Annotated in this window: 13 protein-coding genes; 4 read left to right on the top strand and 9 right to left on the bottom strand. The window is 70.6% G+C overall.

The features are described 5' to 3' along the window. The first annotated feature begins 3 nt into the window (after positions 1 to 3). Both TthTMY_RS03430 and TthTMY_RS03425 read left to right on the top strand, forming a co-directional pair. Positions 4 to 1,896, top strand: a complete 1,893-nt coding sequence (locus TthTMY_RS03430; RefSeq protein ID WP_096412467.1) for an AMP-binding protein — start codon at positions 4 to 6, stop codon at positions 1,894 to 1,896. Between the two features lie 4 nt (positions 1,897 to 1,900). Further along, positions 1,901 to 4,267, top strand: coding sequence for a tetratricopeptide repeat protein (locus tag TthTMY_RS03425; protein ID WP_223903413.1), 2,367 nt, complete (start codon positions 1,901 to 1,903; stop codon positions 4,265 to 4,267). Here the strand turns inward: TthTMY_RS03425 and murJ are convergent. Genes murJ through TthTMY_RS03400 form a run of 5 tightly spaced genes read right to left on the bottom strand, consistent with a single transcriptional unit; the run spans position 4,218 to position 11,771 of the window. Continuing rightward, positions 4,218 to 5,705, bottom strand: a complete 1,488-nt coding sequence (gene murJ / locus TthTMY_RS03420; RefSeq protein WP_096412463.1) for a murein biosynthesis integral membrane protein MurJ — start codon at positions 5,703 to 5,705, stop codon at positions 4,218 to 4,220. The two genes, TthTMY_RS03425 and murJ, sit on opposite strands and share 50 nt — an antisense overlap. Then, positions 5,698 to 6,726 (bottom strand): hypothetical protein, encoded by a 1,029-nt coding sequence (locus TthTMY_RS03415; RefSeq protein ID WP_096412460.1) that lies wholly within the window; start codon positions 6,724 to 6,726, stop codon positions 5,698 to 5,700. Before TthTMY_RS03415 ends, murJ begins: the two co-directional genes overlap by 8 nt. Before the next feature lie 15 nt (positions 6,727 to 6,741). After that, a complete protein-coding gene (locus tag TthTMY_RS03410) occupies positions 6,742 to 9,642 on the bottom strand; it encodes an AAA family ATPase (RefSeq protein ID WP_096412457.1) in 2,901 nt (966 codons plus the stop codon). Further along, positions 9,623 to 10,741: a metallophosphoesterase family protein gene (locus tag TthTMY_RS03405; protein ID WP_096412454.1), complete on the bottom strand. Its 1,119-nt coding sequence runs from the start codon at positions 10,739 to 10,741 to the stop codon at positions 9,623 to 9,625. Before TthTMY_RS03405 ends, TthTMY_RS03410 begins: the two co-directional genes overlap by 20 nt. A gap of 19 nt (positions 10,742 to 10,760) precedes the next feature. Next, positions 10,761 to 11,771, bottom strand: a complete 1,011-nt coding sequence (locus TthTMY_RS03400) for a YibE/F family protein (protein WP_223903412.1) — start codon at positions 11,769 to 11,771, stop codon at positions 10,761 to 10,763. A gap of 58 nt (positions 11,772 to 11,829) precedes the next feature. On the opposite strand from TthTMY_RS03400, the gene TthTMY_RS03395 reads away from it, so the two are divergent. After that, the gene (locus tag TthTMY_RS03395) at positions 11,830 to 12,198 is read left to right on the top strand and encodes a zinc uptake transcriptional regulator (RefSeq protein ID WP_223903411.1); all 369 of its coding nucleotides are present in this window, start codon (positions 11,830 to 11,832) and stop codon (positions 12,196 to 12,198) included. Positions 12,199 to 12,245: 47 nt separating this feature from the next. Here TthTMY_RS03395 and TthTMY_RS03390 read toward each other — a convergent pair whose 3' ends face one another. Genes TthTMY_RS03390 through ftsE form a run of 3 tightly spaced genes read right to left on the bottom strand, consistent with a single transcriptional unit; the run spans position 12,246 to position 13,988 of the window. Then, complete coding sequence (locus tag TthTMY_RS03390; RefSeq protein ID WP_223903410.1) at positions 12,246 to 12,644, bottom strand: DUF4258 domain-containing protein; 399 nt, start codon at positions 12,642 to 12,644, stop codon at positions 12,246 to 12,248. Between the two features lie 58 nt (positions 12,645 to 12,702). Next, complete coding sequence (gene hpf, locus TthTMY_RS03385; RefSeq protein WP_096412451.1) at positions 12,703 to 13,263, bottom strand: ribosome hibernation-promoting factor, HPF/YfiA family; 561 nt, start codon at positions 13,261 to 13,263, stop codon at positions 12,703 to 12,705. After that, positions 13,260 to 13,988 carry a cell division ATP-binding protein FtsE gene (ftsE, locus tag TthTMY_RS03380; protein WP_096412448.1) on the bottom strand — a complete coding sequence of 243 codons (729 nt, stop codon included), beginning with the start codon at positions 13,986 to 13,988 and terminating at the stop codon, positions 13,260 to 13,262. The genes hpf and ftsE overlap by 4 nt, the downstream gene beginning before the upstream one ends. Positions 13,989 to 14,064: 76 nt before the next feature. On the opposite strand from ftsE, the gene TthTMY_RS03375 reads away from it, so the two are divergent. Next, positions 14,065 to 15,381, top strand: coding sequence for a S41 family peptidase (locus tag TthTMY_RS03375; RefSeq protein WP_096413148.1), 1,317 nt, complete (start codon positions 14,065 to 14,067; stop codon positions 15,379 to 15,381). A 53-nt stretch (positions 15,382 to 15,434) separates the two neighbouring features. Here TthTMY_RS03375 and TthTMY_RS03370 read toward each other — a convergent pair whose 3' ends face one another. Beyond that, positions 15,435 to 16,283 carry a hypothetical protein gene (locus tag TthTMY_RS03370; protein ID WP_223903409.1) on the bottom strand — a complete coding sequence of 283 codons (849 nt, stop codon included), beginning with the start codon at positions 16,281 to 16,283 and terminating at the stop codon, positions 15,435 to 15,437. Between the last annotated feature and the right edge of the window lies 1 nt (position 16,284).

Here is a 16,284-nt window from a genome sequence, read left to right as displayed (position 1 = left end):
GCCATGGAACCGGTCTGGTACCCCGACGCGCGCGCCCAAGAAACCTGGCTTGACCGCTTCATGGCCGAGCTCGGCTTCCAGGACTACGAGGCCTTCTACCGCTACAGCGTGGAGGAGGCCGAGGCCTTCTACCACGCCTTCTTCACCCGGCTCGGCGTGCCCTGGCGGGCCCCGTACACCCGGGTGGTGGAAGGCCACTTCCCCTTCCCCCGCTTCTTCGTGGGGGGAAGGCTCAACCTGGTGGAGGCCTGCCTGCGCCACGACCCCACCCGGCCCGCCCTCGTCCACGAGACGGAGGACGGCCACGTCCGGAGCCTCACCTACGGGGAGGCCCGCCGGGAGGTGGAAAGGCTCGCAGGGGGCCTCCGGGTCCTCGGGGTGGGGCGGGGAGACCGGGTGGGGCTATGGCTTCCCATGGGCCTTGAGGCGGCCTTGGCCCTCCTCGCCGTGGCCCACCTCGGGGGGATCGCCGTCCCCATCTTCTCGGGCTACGGGGCGGAGGCCGCCGCCCTCCGCCTCAAGGACGCCGAGGCCAAGCTCCTCATCGTCCAAGACGGTTTCCTCCGCCGGGGGCGCCGGGTGGAGCTCCTCCCCGAGGCCCGGAAGGCCAGGGCCATGGCGGGGACGGAAAAGGTGGCCGTGGTCCGCCGTCTCGGCCTCCCCTTGGAGGAGGAGGTGGACCTCGCCGCCCTCGCCGGCCCCCTCTCGCCGCCGGAGGAGATGGAGAGCATGGACCCCTTCATGCTCATCTACACCTCCGGGACCACAGGCCGCCCCAAGGGCACGGTCCACTACCACGCGGGCTTCCCCCTGAAGGCCGCCCTGGACCTCGCCCTCCTCTTTGACCTCAAGGAGGAGGACCGCCTCTTCTGGTTCACCGACCTCGGCTGGATGATGGGGCCCTGGGCCATCCTGGGAGGCCTCATCCTCGGGGCCACCGTCTTCCTCTACGACGGGGCGCCGGACCATCCGGGCCCGGACCGCCTCTGGCGCATGGCCTCGGCCCACCGCCTCACCCACTTAGGCCTCTCCCCCACCCTGGTGCGGGCCCTCATCCCCTTCGGAGAGGCCCCCGTGGAGGGCCACGACCTCTCCTCGCTTCGGGTCCTCGGCTCCACGGGAGAGCCCTGGAACCTCGAGCCCTACCTCTGGTTCTTCCGGGTGGTGGGCAAGGAGCGCCTTCCCATCGTGAACTACTCGGGGGGCACCGAGGTCTCGGGGGGCATCCTGGGGAACGTCCTCCTCCGGCCCATCAAGCCCATGGGGTTCAACACCGCCGTGCCCGGGATGAAGGCCGCGGTGCTGGACGAGGAGGGGAGGCCCGCGGTGGGGAGGGTGGGGGAGCTCGCCGTCCTCGCCCCCTGGCCCGGGATGACGAAGGGCTTCTGGCGGGACGAGGCCCGGTACCTGGAGACCTACTTCAAGAAGGTGCCCGGGGTCTGGGTCCACGGGGACTTCGCCCTCCTGGACGAGGAGGGGCACTTCTTCCTCCTCGGCCGCTCCGACGACACCCTGAAGGTGGCGGGAAAGCGGGTGGGCCCCGCCGAGGTGGAGACGGCGGCCATGGCCCATCCCGCCCTGCGGGAGTGCGCCGCCATCGGTGTGCCCCACCCGGTGAAGGGGGAGGCCATCGTCCTCTTCGCCGTGCTGAAGCCGGGCTTCGCCCCCTCGGAGGCCCTCGCCGAGGAGGTGGCCGAGCGGGTGGCCGAGGCCTTGGGGAAACCCCTTAGGCCGGAGCGGGTCCTCTTCGTCCCCGACCTGCCCAAGACCCGGAACGCCAAGGTGATGCGCCGGGTGGTGCGGGCGGCCTTCCTGGGCCAGGACCCCGGGGACCTCTCCGCCTTGGAAAACCCGGAAGCGGTGGAGGCCATCCGGAAGGCCGCCGAAGAGGTTTGAGCCCGTGCGCCTCCTGGCAGCCCTTTTGGCCTGGAGCCTGGCCCTGGCCTCGCCCTTGGAGGAGGCCAGGGCCCATTACCGGGCGGGCCGGATGCCAGAGGTGCTCCAGACCCTAAAACCCCTCCTCCGGGTCTACGCGCCCCCCGAGGAGGCCCTCCTCCTCGCAGGGTTCGCCCAGTACCGCCTGGGCCAGCTGGAGGAGGCCCTTTTCACCTTCAGCCGCCTGGTGGGGCTCCTGCAGGGGGGCAGCGAGGCCCTCTACGGCTTCGGCCTCACCCTGCGGGCCATGGGGGACCTGGAAGGGGCGAGGAGCGCCCTGGAGGAGGCGGCCCGCCGGGGCTACGGGGAGGCGGAAGGCCTTCTGAAGACCCTCCCGCCCCCTCCTCCGCCCGCCCCCAAGGCCCGCAAGGCCCCGCCCCCTTTCCGGGCGGAGGCCGGGCGCTTCTTTGTGGGGGAGAAGCCCCTCCAGGTGCGGGGGGTGAACCTGGGGGTGGCCCTTCCCGGGCGCTTCCCCGCGGAGTTCCCCGAAGGAGAAGCCCTATACCGCGCCTGGTTGGAACTTCTCTCCGCCATGGGGGCCAACGCGGTGCGCACCTACACCCTCCTTCCCCCGGCCTTCTACCGGGCCCTCTTCCACCACAACAGGCTGCATCAAGACCGCCCTCTCTACCTCTTCCAGGGGGTATGGACAGAGCTCCCGGAGGAGGTGGGCTACGGAGACTGGGAAGGCCCCTTCATGGAGGCCTTTCTTCTGGAGGGCCGGGAGGTCATAGATGCCCTCCACGGCAACCTCCGCCGCCCGCCCAGGCCCGGCCACGCCCACGGGGACTACACCGCCGACGTCTCCCCCTGGACCCTGGGCCTCCTTGTGGGGCGGGAGTTTGAGCCCTACTCCGTGGCCGCCTACAACGGGCGCCACCCGGGGCGGGTCTACCGGGGCCGCTTCCTGGAGGCCCTCCCCGGAGCAAGCCCCTTTGAGGCCTACCTCGCCGAGGTTCTGGACCGCCTGGCCCAATACGAGTGGGAGGCCTACGGGACCCTTAGGCCCATGGGGTTTGTGAACTGGCCCACCCTGGACCCCTTGCGGTGGGAAAGCGAGGCCACCTTCCAGGAGGAATACGAGCTCCGCCGGGCTCGAGGGGAAGCGGTGGAGCCCCCCCGGGCGGGCCCCCTCCACGAGGAGGACGCGGTGAGCCTGGACCCTACCCACCTCCGCCCCGTCCCGGGAAGCCCCCTAAGCCTCTTCGCCGCTTACCACGTCTACCCCTACTACCCGGACTTCCTGGTGAACGAGCCTGAGCTCGCCCCCGGCCGCTACCGCAACTACCTGGCCCGCCTGAAGGCCCACCACCACCCCATGCCCCTCCTCATCGCCGAGTTCGGGCTTCCCTCAAGCCGGGGCACCGCCCACCTCCACCCCGAGGGGCTCCACCACGGGGGGCACGGGGAGGAGGAGCAGGCCGAGGGCGTCCTGAAGCTCTGGCGGGAGATCGCGGCGCTGGACCTGGCGGGGGGCATGGTCTTCGCCCTTTTGGACGAGTGGTTCAAGAAGAACTGGCTCGTGGCCCCCTTTGAAGTGCCCGCCGAGCGGGACCCCCTCTGGCACAACCTCCTGGACGCCGAGGAGAACTACGGGCTCCTCGCCGCCACCGCCAAGGACGCCTTCCGCCTGGACGGCCGGGCGGAGGAGTGGGAGGGGGTGCCCTTCCTCCTCCGGGAGGAAGGCCGCTTCCTCAAGGCCCACGCCGACCCGGAGCACCTCTGGCTCCTCTACCGGGGCCCCCTGCCCCTAAAGCTCTACCTGGACACGGTTCCGGGAGGGGTCCCGGTGGCCGAGGGCTTCGGGGCCGAGTTCTCCTTGGAGATCGGCCGAGAAGGGGGGAGGCTCCTCGTGGAGAAGGGGTACTACCCTTACGTGGAGCGCTCCCACGGCCTTCCCGGCACGGAGTACCTCCTCTTCCGGGGCTTCACCAAGCCGGGGGAGGGGCCCTTCGCGCCCTTCGTCCTGGAGCCCAACCGCCGCCGCACGGGACGGGACGGCACCGACTACCCCCGCCAAACCTACGAGCTGGGGGCCCTGAAGCGGGGGGAAGACCCCGAGGGGGCCCGCGACCCCACGGCGGACTACGCCCTGGGGCCCGAGGGGCTTCTTGAGGTGCGCCTCCCCTGGGGCATGCTCCTCGTCACCGACCCGAGCCGCCCCACCGCCTGGTACGCCCCAGAGCCCATCCCCATAGCGGGCATAAGCCTCCTCCTGGAGGGGACAAAGCCCCTCCGCTTCGCCTGGACCCCCTGGGAGGCCCCTGCCTTCGCCCTCCGGCTCAAACCCCTTTACTTCCGTCTGCGGGACCTCTGGCGAGGAGGGCCCTAAAGGGAAGGCGCAAGACCCACCCCGAGGCGGCGAAGAGGAGGAGGCCCAGGGCCCCTCCTAGCGCGAGGGGCCCCAGGGCCTTAAGGGGCGTGGTGGGCACGAAAAGGTCCCCCAGGACCAGGCCGGGGACCGCGGCGGAAAGGCCTGCCAGGAAGGCCCGGGCCAAGAACCCGGGCAGAAAGCCGAGCTCCACCCCCTCCCCCGCCAAAAGCCGGAGGTAGAGGAAAAGCCCCACCCAGCCCGCCAGGGCCGTGGAGAGGTTGAGGAGGAAAAGCCCGGCGTCCCGCAAAAGCCAGTAGCCCAAGGTGTTCAGGAGAAAGACCAGGGCGCTGGCCGTGACCGCCTCCCGCACCTTCCCCAGGGCGTAAAGCCCCCGGAGGAAGAGGGTGTTCACCCCCCAGGGGAGGACGGCGAGCCCCAAGGCGGCGAGCACCTCGGCGCTGTAGGCCCGGTTCTCCGGGGTGAGGGGGCCGAAGAGGCCGAAGAGGAGGACCACCACAAAGGGGGCGAGGCCCGTGAGGAGGCCGCCGAGCAGGGCCAGGACCAGGGCCAGGCGCTCCAAGGGACCCCGGAGAAAGCGCCCCAAGGCCTCCCCCTTCAGGGCGCTCATGCGGGGAAAGAGGGCGATGGCCGGGCTCGTGGCGAAGAGGCCCAGGACCATCTGGAAGACCACCTCGGCGTTGTAAAACCCGGTTACGGCGGCGGGAGGGTACCGGGTGAGGATGTGGGTGAGGACCAGGTTCAAAAACTGCCGGAGGGAGGTGGTGAAGGCGAAGGGCCCCATGCGGAGGAGGGCCGGGAGGAAGGCCCGGTGCCAGCGCCACTCCAGGCGGAAGCCCCGGAGGAAGGGGAGCTGCACCAAAGCCTGGACAAGCCCCCCCAGGCTCACGGAGAGGCCCAACGCCGTGGGGTCCCCGGGGAAGAGGGCCATGAGGCCGATGGCCACCAGGTTGAAGGCGACGGGCCCCAAGGCGTAGGGCAAGAAGCGCTCCTCCGCCTGGAGGAGGGCGGAGAAGAGGGCGGCCATGGAAATACCCAGGAGGAAGGGAAGGAGAAGCCGCGTGAGGTAGACCACCTCCTGGAAGGCCTCAGGGGCCTTCAGGTGGCTTCCCTCCGCCACCAGAAGCCCCGCCACCCAAGGGGCGAGCAGGTAGCCCAGGCCCAGGACGAGGAGGTTCACCCCAAGAAGGAAGGCGGCGAAGCGCCGGGCGAAGGCCTTGGCCTCCTCCGGGGGGAGGGCCTTCAGCAGGGGGATGAGGGCGTTCTGCACCGCCCCTTCCGCCAGGAGCTCCCTGAGGAGGTTCGGGACCCGGTAGGCCACGTTGAAGGCGTCCTTGAGGGCGTCGGGGTAGAAGGCGTTGAAGACCGCCTGGCGGACCAGGCCCAGGACCCTCGAGGCCAGGGTCCCCCCCATGACCAGGAGGATCGCCCTAAGCATGGGCGCCCAAAGCCTCCTGGAAGGCCTCGAGGAAGTTCGCCTGGTTCACCACGGTGAGGCCGTGAAGGGCGGAAAGCTCCTTGGCCCGGGCCCTGTCCATGCCGAGGAGGACGAGGAAGCTCTCCTTCTGGGAGAGGCCCAGGACCTTCTTCAGCCCGGCGTACTTGGCGATGTGGGCCTGGAACTCCCCGGTCTTGGCCTCAAACCAGTAGAACCGCTCCCCCACCCGCACGAGGACGTCCAGCTCCATGGCCTCCCCCCCGGGCAAGGTCACCTGGTAGCCCACGGCCACCTCGTGGGGCAGGTTTTTGGAGCGCAGGTACTTCCTGAGCCGCTCGGCCACGTACCGCTCCAGCCAGCCCCCGGTGAGGAAGTTCTGGACCCAGCCCTCGGTGCTGGCCTTGGCCCTGAGGAGCCGGTCCTCGCTCTTGTAGCGGTAGCTGGTGAGGAGGGCGTACTGCTTGAGCAGGGTGCAGAACTGGGTGGAGTTGGCGATCTCCTCGGGGGAGGCCTCGGCCAAGGAGAGCTCAAACTGCCGCTTGGTGGAGAGGCTCTGCTTGAGTCTCTCGTAAAGCCTCTCCAGGCTCGGGTACCGGTCCCCGAGGAAGAGGGCGAGCCGGTTCAGGACCCGTTCCCGCTCCTCCTCCCCCTCCTCAGGCCTCCGCACCACCTGGACGCCAAGGCCCTTAAGCCACTCCTCCAGGCTCGGGGCCTTCCTCGGCCTGGGGAGTGGGGCCGGGGCCTCCCGGAGGAGGCGCCACATCTCCTGGGCCAGGGCGAAAAAGCGTTCCCGCAAGGGGTCGGGGGTGGCCTCGAGGCCCGGCGGGAGGAGCCCCGAGCGCAAGGTCTCCAAGAGGTGGAGCTCCAAAGCCTCCCTGAGGGCTCTTCGGGTGGCCTCCAGGTTCTCCCCCTCCACCCGCAGGCCGAACTCGGCGAGCTCCCCCACGTAACGGCCCGGGGACGCGAGGTCGTACCGGGCCTTGGCCATGGTCTCTTCCAGGTAGCGGGTGAGCACCCCCATGCCTCCAAGTCTACGCTACGCCCACTCCACCCGGCTTCCCCAAGGGTGCTTCCGGACCCTAAGCCGGGCGGGGAAGCGCTCGGCCAAAGCCTCCACGTGGGTCACCACGCCCACGAGCCGCCCCCGGGTGGGGAGGCTTTCCAGGATGCCCGCCACCAGCTCCAGGGCCTCGGGGTCCAGGGTGCCGAAGCCCTCGTCCAGGAAGAGGGCCTCCAGCTTGCCCCGGGAAAGCTCCTCCGAGAGGGCGAGGGCCAGGGCGAGGCTCGCGAGGAAGCTCTCCCCGCCCGAGAGGGTCCGGACCTGGCGGGCGGCGGCCTCGGTCCAGAGGTCCACCACCAGGTACTCGTCCCCTTGGGCCGCGAGGCGGTACCGCCCCCCGGAGAGGGTGTAGAGAAGCTCGCTCGCCCGCTCCACCAGGCTCCGCTGCTTGAGGCCGAGGAGGTAGGCGGGGAAGTTGTGGGCCTGGAGGTCCAGGGCGAGCTTCTCCCAGAGGGAAAGCTCGGCCACGAGGCGGGCGAGCGCCCCCTCCACTTCCCGGCGGCGGGCGAGGTCCTCCCGGAGCCTTTCCACCCGGTCTTCCAGGGCCCCTTCCTCCTTGCGCTTCTCCTCCAGGCGGCCTTCCAGCTCCGCGAGCGCCTTCCTCAGGGCCTCCACCCGCCCCTGCGCCTCCTCCAGGGTGGGGGCGGGCCCAGAAAGGGGGGGGAGGCTTCTCCAGGCGGCCTCCGCCTCCGCGAGGTCTTTGCGGAAGGCCTCGAGCTCCGCCCGAAGCGCCTCCCGCTCCCCCGGGGAGAGGGCGAGGCCTTGGGCCTCCGCCTCGGGCATGAGGCCCCGGGTGGCCGCCTCCGCCTCGGCCAGGGCCTTGGCCTGCTCCTCCTTGCGGGCCCTCAAGGCGGAAAGCTCCGCCCTAAGGGCCCCCGCCTCCTCCCCAAGGCGGGCGTCCTCGGCGGCAAGCCCCTTGAGCCGGTCCACCTCCTCCTTCAGGCGCCTCAGGTAAGGCCCCACCCCCAGGCCCCCCGTCTTGGCCTCCAGGTGGCGGCGAAGCCCAGCGGCGAGCCTCCCCGCCTCCTCCTCCAGGGCCAGGCGCCGGGCCTCGGCCGCCTCCCGCCTCGAGGCCAGGTCCTCCCGGCTGGCCTCGCCCCGGGCCTCGGCCTCCCGCGCCCGCAAGGCCGCCACCTCCCGCTCCAAGGCCCGGGCCTCCCCCCGGAGGGCCTGGTACCGGTCCCGGAGGTCCTGAAGCCGGGCCTCGGCCGCCTCCAAGGCCCCTTTGAGCGCCTCGGGATCCCCGGGCCGGGGCTCCACCTCGAGGGCCCGGAGGCGGGCGGCGAGGTCCCCGGCCTCCGCCTCCAGGCGGGCGAGGCGCCGGGCGAGGGCCTGGGCCTCCTCCTCCAGGGCCCGCCGCGCCCCGGCGAGGTCGGGGACCTCGGGCAAGGGGGGGAGGGCGTGGACCACGCCCCCGCAGAGGGGGCAGGGCTTGCCCGGCTCCAGGAGGTCGTGGTAGGCGAGGAGGCCGAGCCTCCGCTCCTCCCGAAGGAGGGCCTCCCGCCTCCGGTCCAGGTCCTCCTGGGCCCTCTCCAGGGCCTTCCGCTCGGCCTCCAGGGCCTTCAGGGCCTGGGAGAGGGCGTGGGCCTCCGCCTCCTTGAGCCTCAGGGCGAGGGCGTCCCGGGCCTCCCGCGCCTCCTTTCCCTCCGCCTCCAGGCAGGCAAGGGTCTGCCCCACCTCCGCCAAAGCGGCCTCCTTGGCCTTCAAGGCCTCCCAGGCCTCCGCCCAGGCCCTCAGGCGCAAAAGCTCCGCCCCGAGGGCCTCCAGGGCCTTCAGGACCTCCTCCAGGCGCGCCTGGGCCGTGGCGGGGTCGGGCCCCGAGGCGGGGGCCTCTCCCGCGGGGGCCCGGGCGAGGAGGGCCTCGAGGGCCTTCAGGTCCTGGGCCTCGGCGTAGGCCGCCTGGGCCCGCTCCAGGGCCTCCGGAGAGAAGCCGAGGGCCTCGCGCCTCGCCTCCAGGGCCCGAAGCCTCCTTTCGGCCTCCTCCAGGGCCTTTTCCGTGGCCTGAAGGGCGGCCCGCTTCTCCCGGTAGGCCCGCCAAAGGGGCAGGACCCGCTCCGCCTCCTCCGCCCGGGAAAGCCGCTCCTCCACCCGGGCCATCTCCTCCGCCCGGGCCTTCAAGGCCTCGAGGCGGGCCGCCAAAGCCCGGCGCCGCCTCAGGTCCTCAAGCAGGGCCTCCGCCTCGGCCAGGGCCTTCCTCACACCCCTGGCCTCCTCCTCCAGGCGGTCGGCCTCCGCGCGGGAGGCGGCGAGGGCCCGCTCCAGTTCCTCAAGCGCCTCCGGGGTCGCCGCGGAAAGCCCGTTGAGCTCCCCCTCGAGCCTCCCCTTCTCCTCCAGGAGGAGGCTCCGCCTTTCCGCCGCCTTCTGCCTGGCCCGCTCCAGGCGGGAGAGCTCAAAGAGCTCCAGAAGGAGCTGGCGCCTTTCCTTCGGCTCCCCTTTGAGGAAGCGGTCAAACTCCCCCTGGGGGAGGAGGAGGGCCCGGGTGAAGGCCTCGTAGTCTAGGCCCACGAGGTCGGCCAAGGCCCGGTTGACCGCCTCCAGGGTGGGCAGGTCCAGAAGCCGCTCCCCCCCCTCCAGCAGGTAGACCCGGGCGTCCCCCCGCTTCTCGCTCCGGGACCGCTCCACCCGGTAGACCCGCTCCCCTACCCGGAAGGTGAGGCTCACCCAGGCTTTGGCCGCGGCGGGGTGCTTGAGGGTGCCCACCTGGCGCCCCACCCGGGGCACCTGGCCGTAGAGGGCAAAGGCGATGGCGTCCAAAAGGGTGCTCTTCCCGCTCCCCGTGGGGCCGGTGATGGCGAAGAGCTCCACGTCGGAAAAGTCCACCGCCTGGCGCTCCCGGTAGGGGCCAAACCCCTCCAGCTCAAGCCGTAAGGGCCTCACCCTCCACCTCCGCCATCACCTCGGCGAAGCGCTCCAGCAGGGCCTCCTCCTTCCTTCCCCGCTCCTCCAGGTAGCGGGCGTAGCCCTCCACGAAGCCGAGGTCCCGCACCTCCTCCCGCCTCCCCTCCTCGGCCTGGAGCGGAGCGCCCTCCACGGCGAGGAGGTGGGGGAGGGCCCGGAAGAGGTTCTCCTTGACCTGGGGGGAAAGCCTCCCCTCCACCACCAGGCGCAGGTAGCCGGGAAAGCGCTCCAGCTCGCCCAGCCTCCCGTCCAGCTCCTCGGGCCGCAGGCGGTAGGTCCTGAGGGGCTTCCCCCACCGCCCCGGGATGGGGTGGACCCAAGGCGGCCCCGAGGGGGGAAACTCCACGAGGAGCGCCCCCCGCTCCGCCCCCTCCCCCTCGCCGAAGTCCAGCTGCACCAGGCTTCCCGGGTACCAGGCCACAGGGGCCTCGCTCACCTGCTGCTGCCGGTGGACGTGCCCCAGGGCGAGGTAGCGGACCTCCAAAGGCAGGCTCGCCCGGGGGACGGCGTAGCTTCCCACCAGGTGGAAGACGAACTCCCCTCCCCCGGGCCTCGCCCCCTCCACGGCGAAGTGACCCAGGAGAAGGGGGCTTTTGAGGTTGTCCAGCACCCGGCGCATGGCCTCGGCGTAGGTGCGGTGCAGGACCTCGTCCTCCTGGAAGAGGCGCCGGACGAGGAGGCGCTCGGAAACGAAGGGCAGAAGCCCCGCCCGCACCCCGCCCACCTCCACCACCCCTCCCTCCTCGGCGAAGAGGAGGCGGCCCCGGACCCGGGCCCCGGCAAGCCCGAGAAGGGGGGCGAGGGCCTCGAGGCGCTCTTTGGGGTCGTGGTTGCCGGCGATGACCAGGGCCGGGACCCCGAGGGCCTTAAGCTCCATGAAGAACTCCACCGCGCAGGCCTCGGCCTCCGCCGAAACCTGGGGCCGGTCAAACAGGTCCCCGGAGACCACCACCAGGTCCACCCGCTCGGACCGGACCAGGCCCAGAAGGTCCCGGAGGGCGGCGGCGATCTCCGGGGTCCGGTCCACCCCCTTGAGGAGCTTGCCCAGGTGCCAGTCGGCGGTGTGGAGAAGGCGCATGGCCCCATCTTACGCGCCCCTAGTGGGGGTGGGCGTGATCCCCGCCCTCCCCCTTCCCTCCGGCGAGCAGGAAGGCGGCGAAGAGGGTGGAGAGGGGGACTGCGAGCACGAGCCCCAAGGACCCGAGGAGCATGCCCACAAGCTCGGCGGCGAAGGGCTCGGTGTTTAAGAGGAAGCGCAGGGGCGTGGGGTCCCGGGTGAGGAGGAGGAAGAGGGGAAGGCTTCCCGCGGCGTAGGCCAGGACCAGGGTGTTCACCAGGCTCCCCAGGTGGTCGTACCCCACCTCCATGGCCCGCCGGTAAAGGCGCCAGGGGGAGGCCTGGGGGTCGGCGTGGGCCAGGGCCTGGACCACGCTGGCCTGGGTCACGGTCACGTCGGCCAAGGCCCCGAGGGCCCCCACGGCGAGCCCCGCCAAGTAGAGCCCCAAAAGGTCCACGCCCCCCCACTGGTGGAGGAGGAGGGCCTCCTCGGAGGCGAGCCCCGTGAAGCCCATGGCCCGGGCGAAGAACCGCCCCAAGAGGAGGACGAGGAGGACCGCGGCCAGGGTGGCCCCCAAGGCGGCGGTGGTCTTGCGGCCGAGGCCGTGGACGAAGTAGACGCTGAGGACGAGGACCCCGAGGCTTCCGAGGAAGGCGTGGAGCAAGGGATCCCCCCCGGCGGCGATCCGGGGGACGACGACGTAGACCAGGAGGAGCAAGCCAAAGAGGGTCCCCAAAAGCCCCCTAAGCCCCTTGCCCCGGCCGAGCCCCACCGCCCCCAGGGCGAAGAGGAGGGTCAAGGCGGCGAGCCAGGGCATCCGGTCGGGCTCGGTGACGTAGGCCCGCTCCCCCTCCAGGTAGACCACCACCCGGTCCCCCGCCCGAAAACCCTTCCCACCCACCGGCAGGAGGGCCTCCAGGGTCCTGCCCTCCACCCTCACCTGCGCGAGGCCCGCCCCCGGGTCCAGGGCAAGGATCCTGCCCAAGGCGTAGCGGCCTTCCTGGGCCAAGGCGGGCAAGCCCAAAAGGAAAAGGAACACGAGAAGCCGCACACCCTCACTCTACGGGCAGGAGAGGAAAAGGCGTTGTCGCCTGGGGTAGGCTGAAGGCATGGAGCGGTCCACCCGCCAGCGCCGCGCCATCCGCAGGGTCCTCCTGGAGACCCGGCGCCCCCTCTCCCCCCGGGAGATCCTGGAGCTCGCCCGCAGGCAGGTCCCCTCCCTGGGCCTGGCCACGGTCTACCGCAACCTGCGGGCCCTGGTGGAGGAGGGCGCCGTGGTGCCCGTGGCCCTGCCGGGGGAGCCCCTGCGGTACGAGGCGGCGGGCGCCGGGCACCACCACCACTTCCTCTGCCGGGGGTGCGGCCGGGCCTTTGAGCTCCCCGGCTGCCGCCTCGAGGCCCATCTGGACCTTCCCCCCGGGTTTGCGGCCGAGGACCACGAGGTGGTGGTCTACGGGCGCTGCCCCGACTGCGCCTGAACACCCCCCTGGGGCTTCCGCCAGGGCGGGGACCCCAAGGCCAACGCTTAGTCCCAGGGCGGGTAGAGGTGCTTGGGCCCGGTCCAGCGCACCTCCTCCAGGGCCCCGTCAAAGCGCAGGAGGGCGGCGAGCCGGGCCCGGGAGTAGACCCGGTAGGGCTCCCGAGGAATGAAGGCCGTGACAATGTCCACGTGCCGCGGGGTGCTGTACTCCAGGACCACGTGCAGGGGCAGCCGCAACCGGGGAGGAAAGACCATGTACCCCAGAACGAGCATCCGTTCGTCCTCGGGGTAGATGGCGAGCTCCCGCCCCCAGAGGAGGGCGGAGAGGATGTCCTGCTCCCGGAAGCCCTCCTGGAGCATGTGCTTGACGGCGTGGGGGCCCAGGCGGTAGCGCCCCTCCCGGATGTGGGGCAGAAGGTCCTCCAAGCGGCGGAGCCTGGGCATAAGGCCTCCCCGGGGCCAGTCTACCGCCACCGGCCCCGGGGCGAAGGTGGCCTGGAGCTCAGGCGGGCTCTATGAGGCCGTAGTTGCCGTCCTTCCTCCGGTAGATGACGTTGATCTCGTCGGTCTTGGCGTTGCGGAAGACGAAGAAGCTGTGGCCCAACGCCTCCATCTGGAAGGCGGCCTCCTCCGGGTCCATGGGCTTCATCTCAAAGCGCTTGACGCGGACGATCCTGGGGCCTTCCTCCTCCTCGGGCTTGCGCAGGGCCTCGAGGTCCCGCACCTCCGGGGGCGGGGGCCCCTGGTAGGAGTGGCGCTTGCCCACGTAGCGCCGCTCCCGGAAGCGCTTCACCTGGGTCTCCAGGCGGTCCACCGCCCGGTCTATGGCGGCGTAGAGGTCGGCGTCCTCCTCCTCCACGCGCACGAGGCCGCCCGGAAGGTCCACCTGGATCTCCGCCCGGGCCTTCCTCTCCACGTGGGGGCTTCCCGCCAAGGAAAGGACCACCTTGGCCATGAGCTCCCCGTCCTGGTAGCGGTCCAGGCGGGCAAGCTTCTTCTCCACGTAGTCCCGGATGGCGTCCGTGATCTCCAGGTTGCGCCCGATGAGCTTGTAGATGTTCATCCTTCCTCCTTTCCGCCCCGGGGAGGGCCTTCCCGCACCCTTATGCTACCACCCTCCGCGGGACGCTCGTCCCGCACCACCTGGCCGGCCTTCAAGACCACGACCCGGGCGGGGTAGGCCTCTAGGAGCTCCCGGCTGTGGGTGGCCACCACCACCGTGGCCCCCCGTTGGTGGGCCTGCTTCAGGATCTCCAGCACGGCGAGGGCGTTTTCCGGGTCCAGGTTGCCCGTGGGCTCGTCGGCGAGGACCACGGGGGGGTCCAGGAGGAGGGCGCGGGCGATGGCCACCCGCTGGGCCTCCCCCACGGAAAGCTCCTCGGGAAAGGCCCGCTTCTTGTGGGAAAGCCCCACCCGGCGGAGGGCGGTGGTGATCCTCTCCGGCCACTCCCTGCGGGGGACCCCCTGGACCTGGAGGACGAAGGCCAGGTTCTCCTCCACGGTCATGTCGGCAAGGAGGCGGTGGTCCTGGAAGACCATGCCGATCCTGCGGCGGTGGTAGGCCACCTGGTCGCCCCGGAGGTGCTTCAGGTTCTGGCCGGCGAAGTACACGGCCCCCTGGGTGGCCACGAGCCGCCTCAGGATCAGGGCGAGGAGGGTGGACTTGCCCGCCCCCGAGTGGCCCACCACGTAGACGAACTCGCCCTTCTTGATCTCCAGGTTCACGTTGTAGAGGGCCTTGGTCTTGGTGCGGGGGTACTCCAGGCCCACCCGGTGGAAGGCGATCATGCCCCCACTATATGGGGAGTGGGCCACCCTTTCTTCTCATGGAGAGGCGCTATAGTGAAGGCGAGTGAGGGAGAAGATGAAGCGGCGCGCGTGGTTCATGGTGGGGCTCGGGGCGCTTCTCGCCCTGGTGTACGCCCAGCTTCCCCGGCCTCAGGCGGAGACCTTCCTCCAGAACCCCAACGGCCAGGCCCTCTTGGAGGTCTACCAGAGGATCCAACAGGACTACCTGGAGCCCCTCTCCAGGGAGAAGCTGAACAAGCTCCTGGAAGGGGCCATCGGCGGGATGGTCCAGGCCCTCGAGGACCCCTTCACCAGCTACTCCCCGCCCCAGCGCTCCACCCTGCGCCAGGAGGACCTCCGGGGCGAGTTCTTCGGCATCGGGGCCACCCTCTCGGCCGCGAACCCCGACGGCACGGGGGCCAAGATTGAGGGGGTCATGAAGGGGCTTCCCGCCCAGCGGGCGGGCCTCAGGGCCGGGGACGTGATCCTCGAGGTAGACGGGGAGGACGTGACCAAGCTTCCCCTCCTGGACATCGTGGCGAAGATCCGGGGGCGGGAGGGAACCAAGGTCACCCTGAAGGTGCGGCGGGAAGGCGTGCCCGCCCCCCTGGTCTTTGAGCTCGTGCGCGAGCGGGTGGAGATCATCTCCGTGTCCACCGCCAAGGTGGGGGACGTGGGCTACGTGGCCCTGGAAACCTTCGCCAACTTCAAGGTGGAGGACCAGCTGAAGCGGGCCATAGAGGAGCTCAAGGCCCAGGGCGTGAAGAAGCTGATCTTTGACCTGAGGGACAATGGCGGAGGGCTCCTGGACCAGGGGTGCGCCGTGGCCAGCGCCTTCCTCAAGGAGGGCCCCATCGTCTACACCCGCACCAAGAACCTCACCCGCGTCTGGTGCGAGGCCACGGGCCGGACCCTCTGGGACGGGCCCATGGTGGTCCTGGTGAACGGCAACTCCGCCTCGGCGAGCGAGATCGTGGCCGGGGCCCTCCAGGACTACGGCCGGGCCAAGGTCATCGGGGAGAAGACCTTCGGCAAGGGCGTGGGCCAGACCCCCTACACCCTGGCGAACGGCGGGGAGCTCACCCTGGTCACCTTTGAGTGGCTCACCCCCAAGCGCCGTTCCATCAACAAGGAGGGGATCACCCCGGACATCGTGGTGAAGGACACCCGCTTCCCCACGCCCTTCTCCCTGCAAGGGGCGGGGGCGCCGCCGGGAGCGGAGATCACCGTGACCCTGAACGGCAAGACCGTCAAGGTGAAGGCGGACGCAGAGGGCAAGTTCTCCTACGCCGAGCCCCAGCGGCAGAGGCCCCTCCCCGAGGACCGGGGCCAGGCGGTGCTGGACCTGGAGAACGACGCCATCCTCAAGCGGGCCCTGGAGGAGCTTCGGTAAGCCCGAAGGCGAAGGGGGCCAGGCAGGTGCCTGGCCCCCTCTTGGTTTAGCGGCTACCTCTTGAAGGGCATGTTGCGGAAGACGATCTTCTGCCAATCCTTCCCGTCAAAGACCTCAAACTCCGTGTAGAGGATTTTGCTGGCATTCACGTTGGGAATCCAAAGGTTGACATATACCTTTAGGGGAATACCCGCGAGGAAGTCCGACCGGCCGCCGCTGACTTCAAAAAAACCTTGGGTTGCTTGGAACCCCCCTTCCAGGATGGTGCGGGTGCTATTGAAGCGCATCTGGAGACTTGCGTCCTGGCTGGAAACCACGTTGTAAACCAAGACTACCCTATAGCAGCATTCGAAGTAAGGCTCGCCAGCCAGCTCAAATGTGAAAGGCCCCACCACGAACCGCTTCCAAGGCTCCGCCTCCTGGCCGGCCTGGGCCTGCGCAGAAGGTTGCGCAGGCGCTGGGGAGGTGGCCGCCGCCTGGCCCACGGGGATGCCCCGGAACTCCAACCCTCCCACGTACACCGCCGCAAAGAAGTTGTCCTCCGCAGGCACGGCGGGGAACACCAGCCTGGCAGTAACCCTACCCGCGGCGGGAAGGGCGAAAACGCTCCGGTTGGCCTCCACACTCCCCCCCTCCGCGCTCAGGTACCCGGGGTAGCTGAACCCCCTGGCGGAGATGGCCCGCACGCTCTGGTGGAGCACCACGACCTGCTGGTTGGTCTGGGCGGTGCTCTGGACCTGGAGCGCGCAAACCACCCTGCCCTCTTGGTCCCTGGCGCACCCTTGCAGCTTGAAGGTGGCCCTCACGGTCTCGGAAGCCACCTCCACCACGGGACCAGAAGGCTTGGGCAGGTTCACCTGTTGCGCCAAGACCAAAAGGGCCAGGAAAAAGAGCGCAAGCACT

Origin of the sequence: Thermus thermophilus (genome assembly GCF_019974155.1) — a bacterium.
Taxonomy (GTDB): Bacteria; Deinococcota; Deinococci; order Deinococcales; family Thermaceae; genus Thermus; species Thermus thermophilus_C.
The sequence above is the reverse complement of the archived record's forward strand: the minus strand, read 5'-3'. Positions and strand labels throughout refer to the sequence as shown.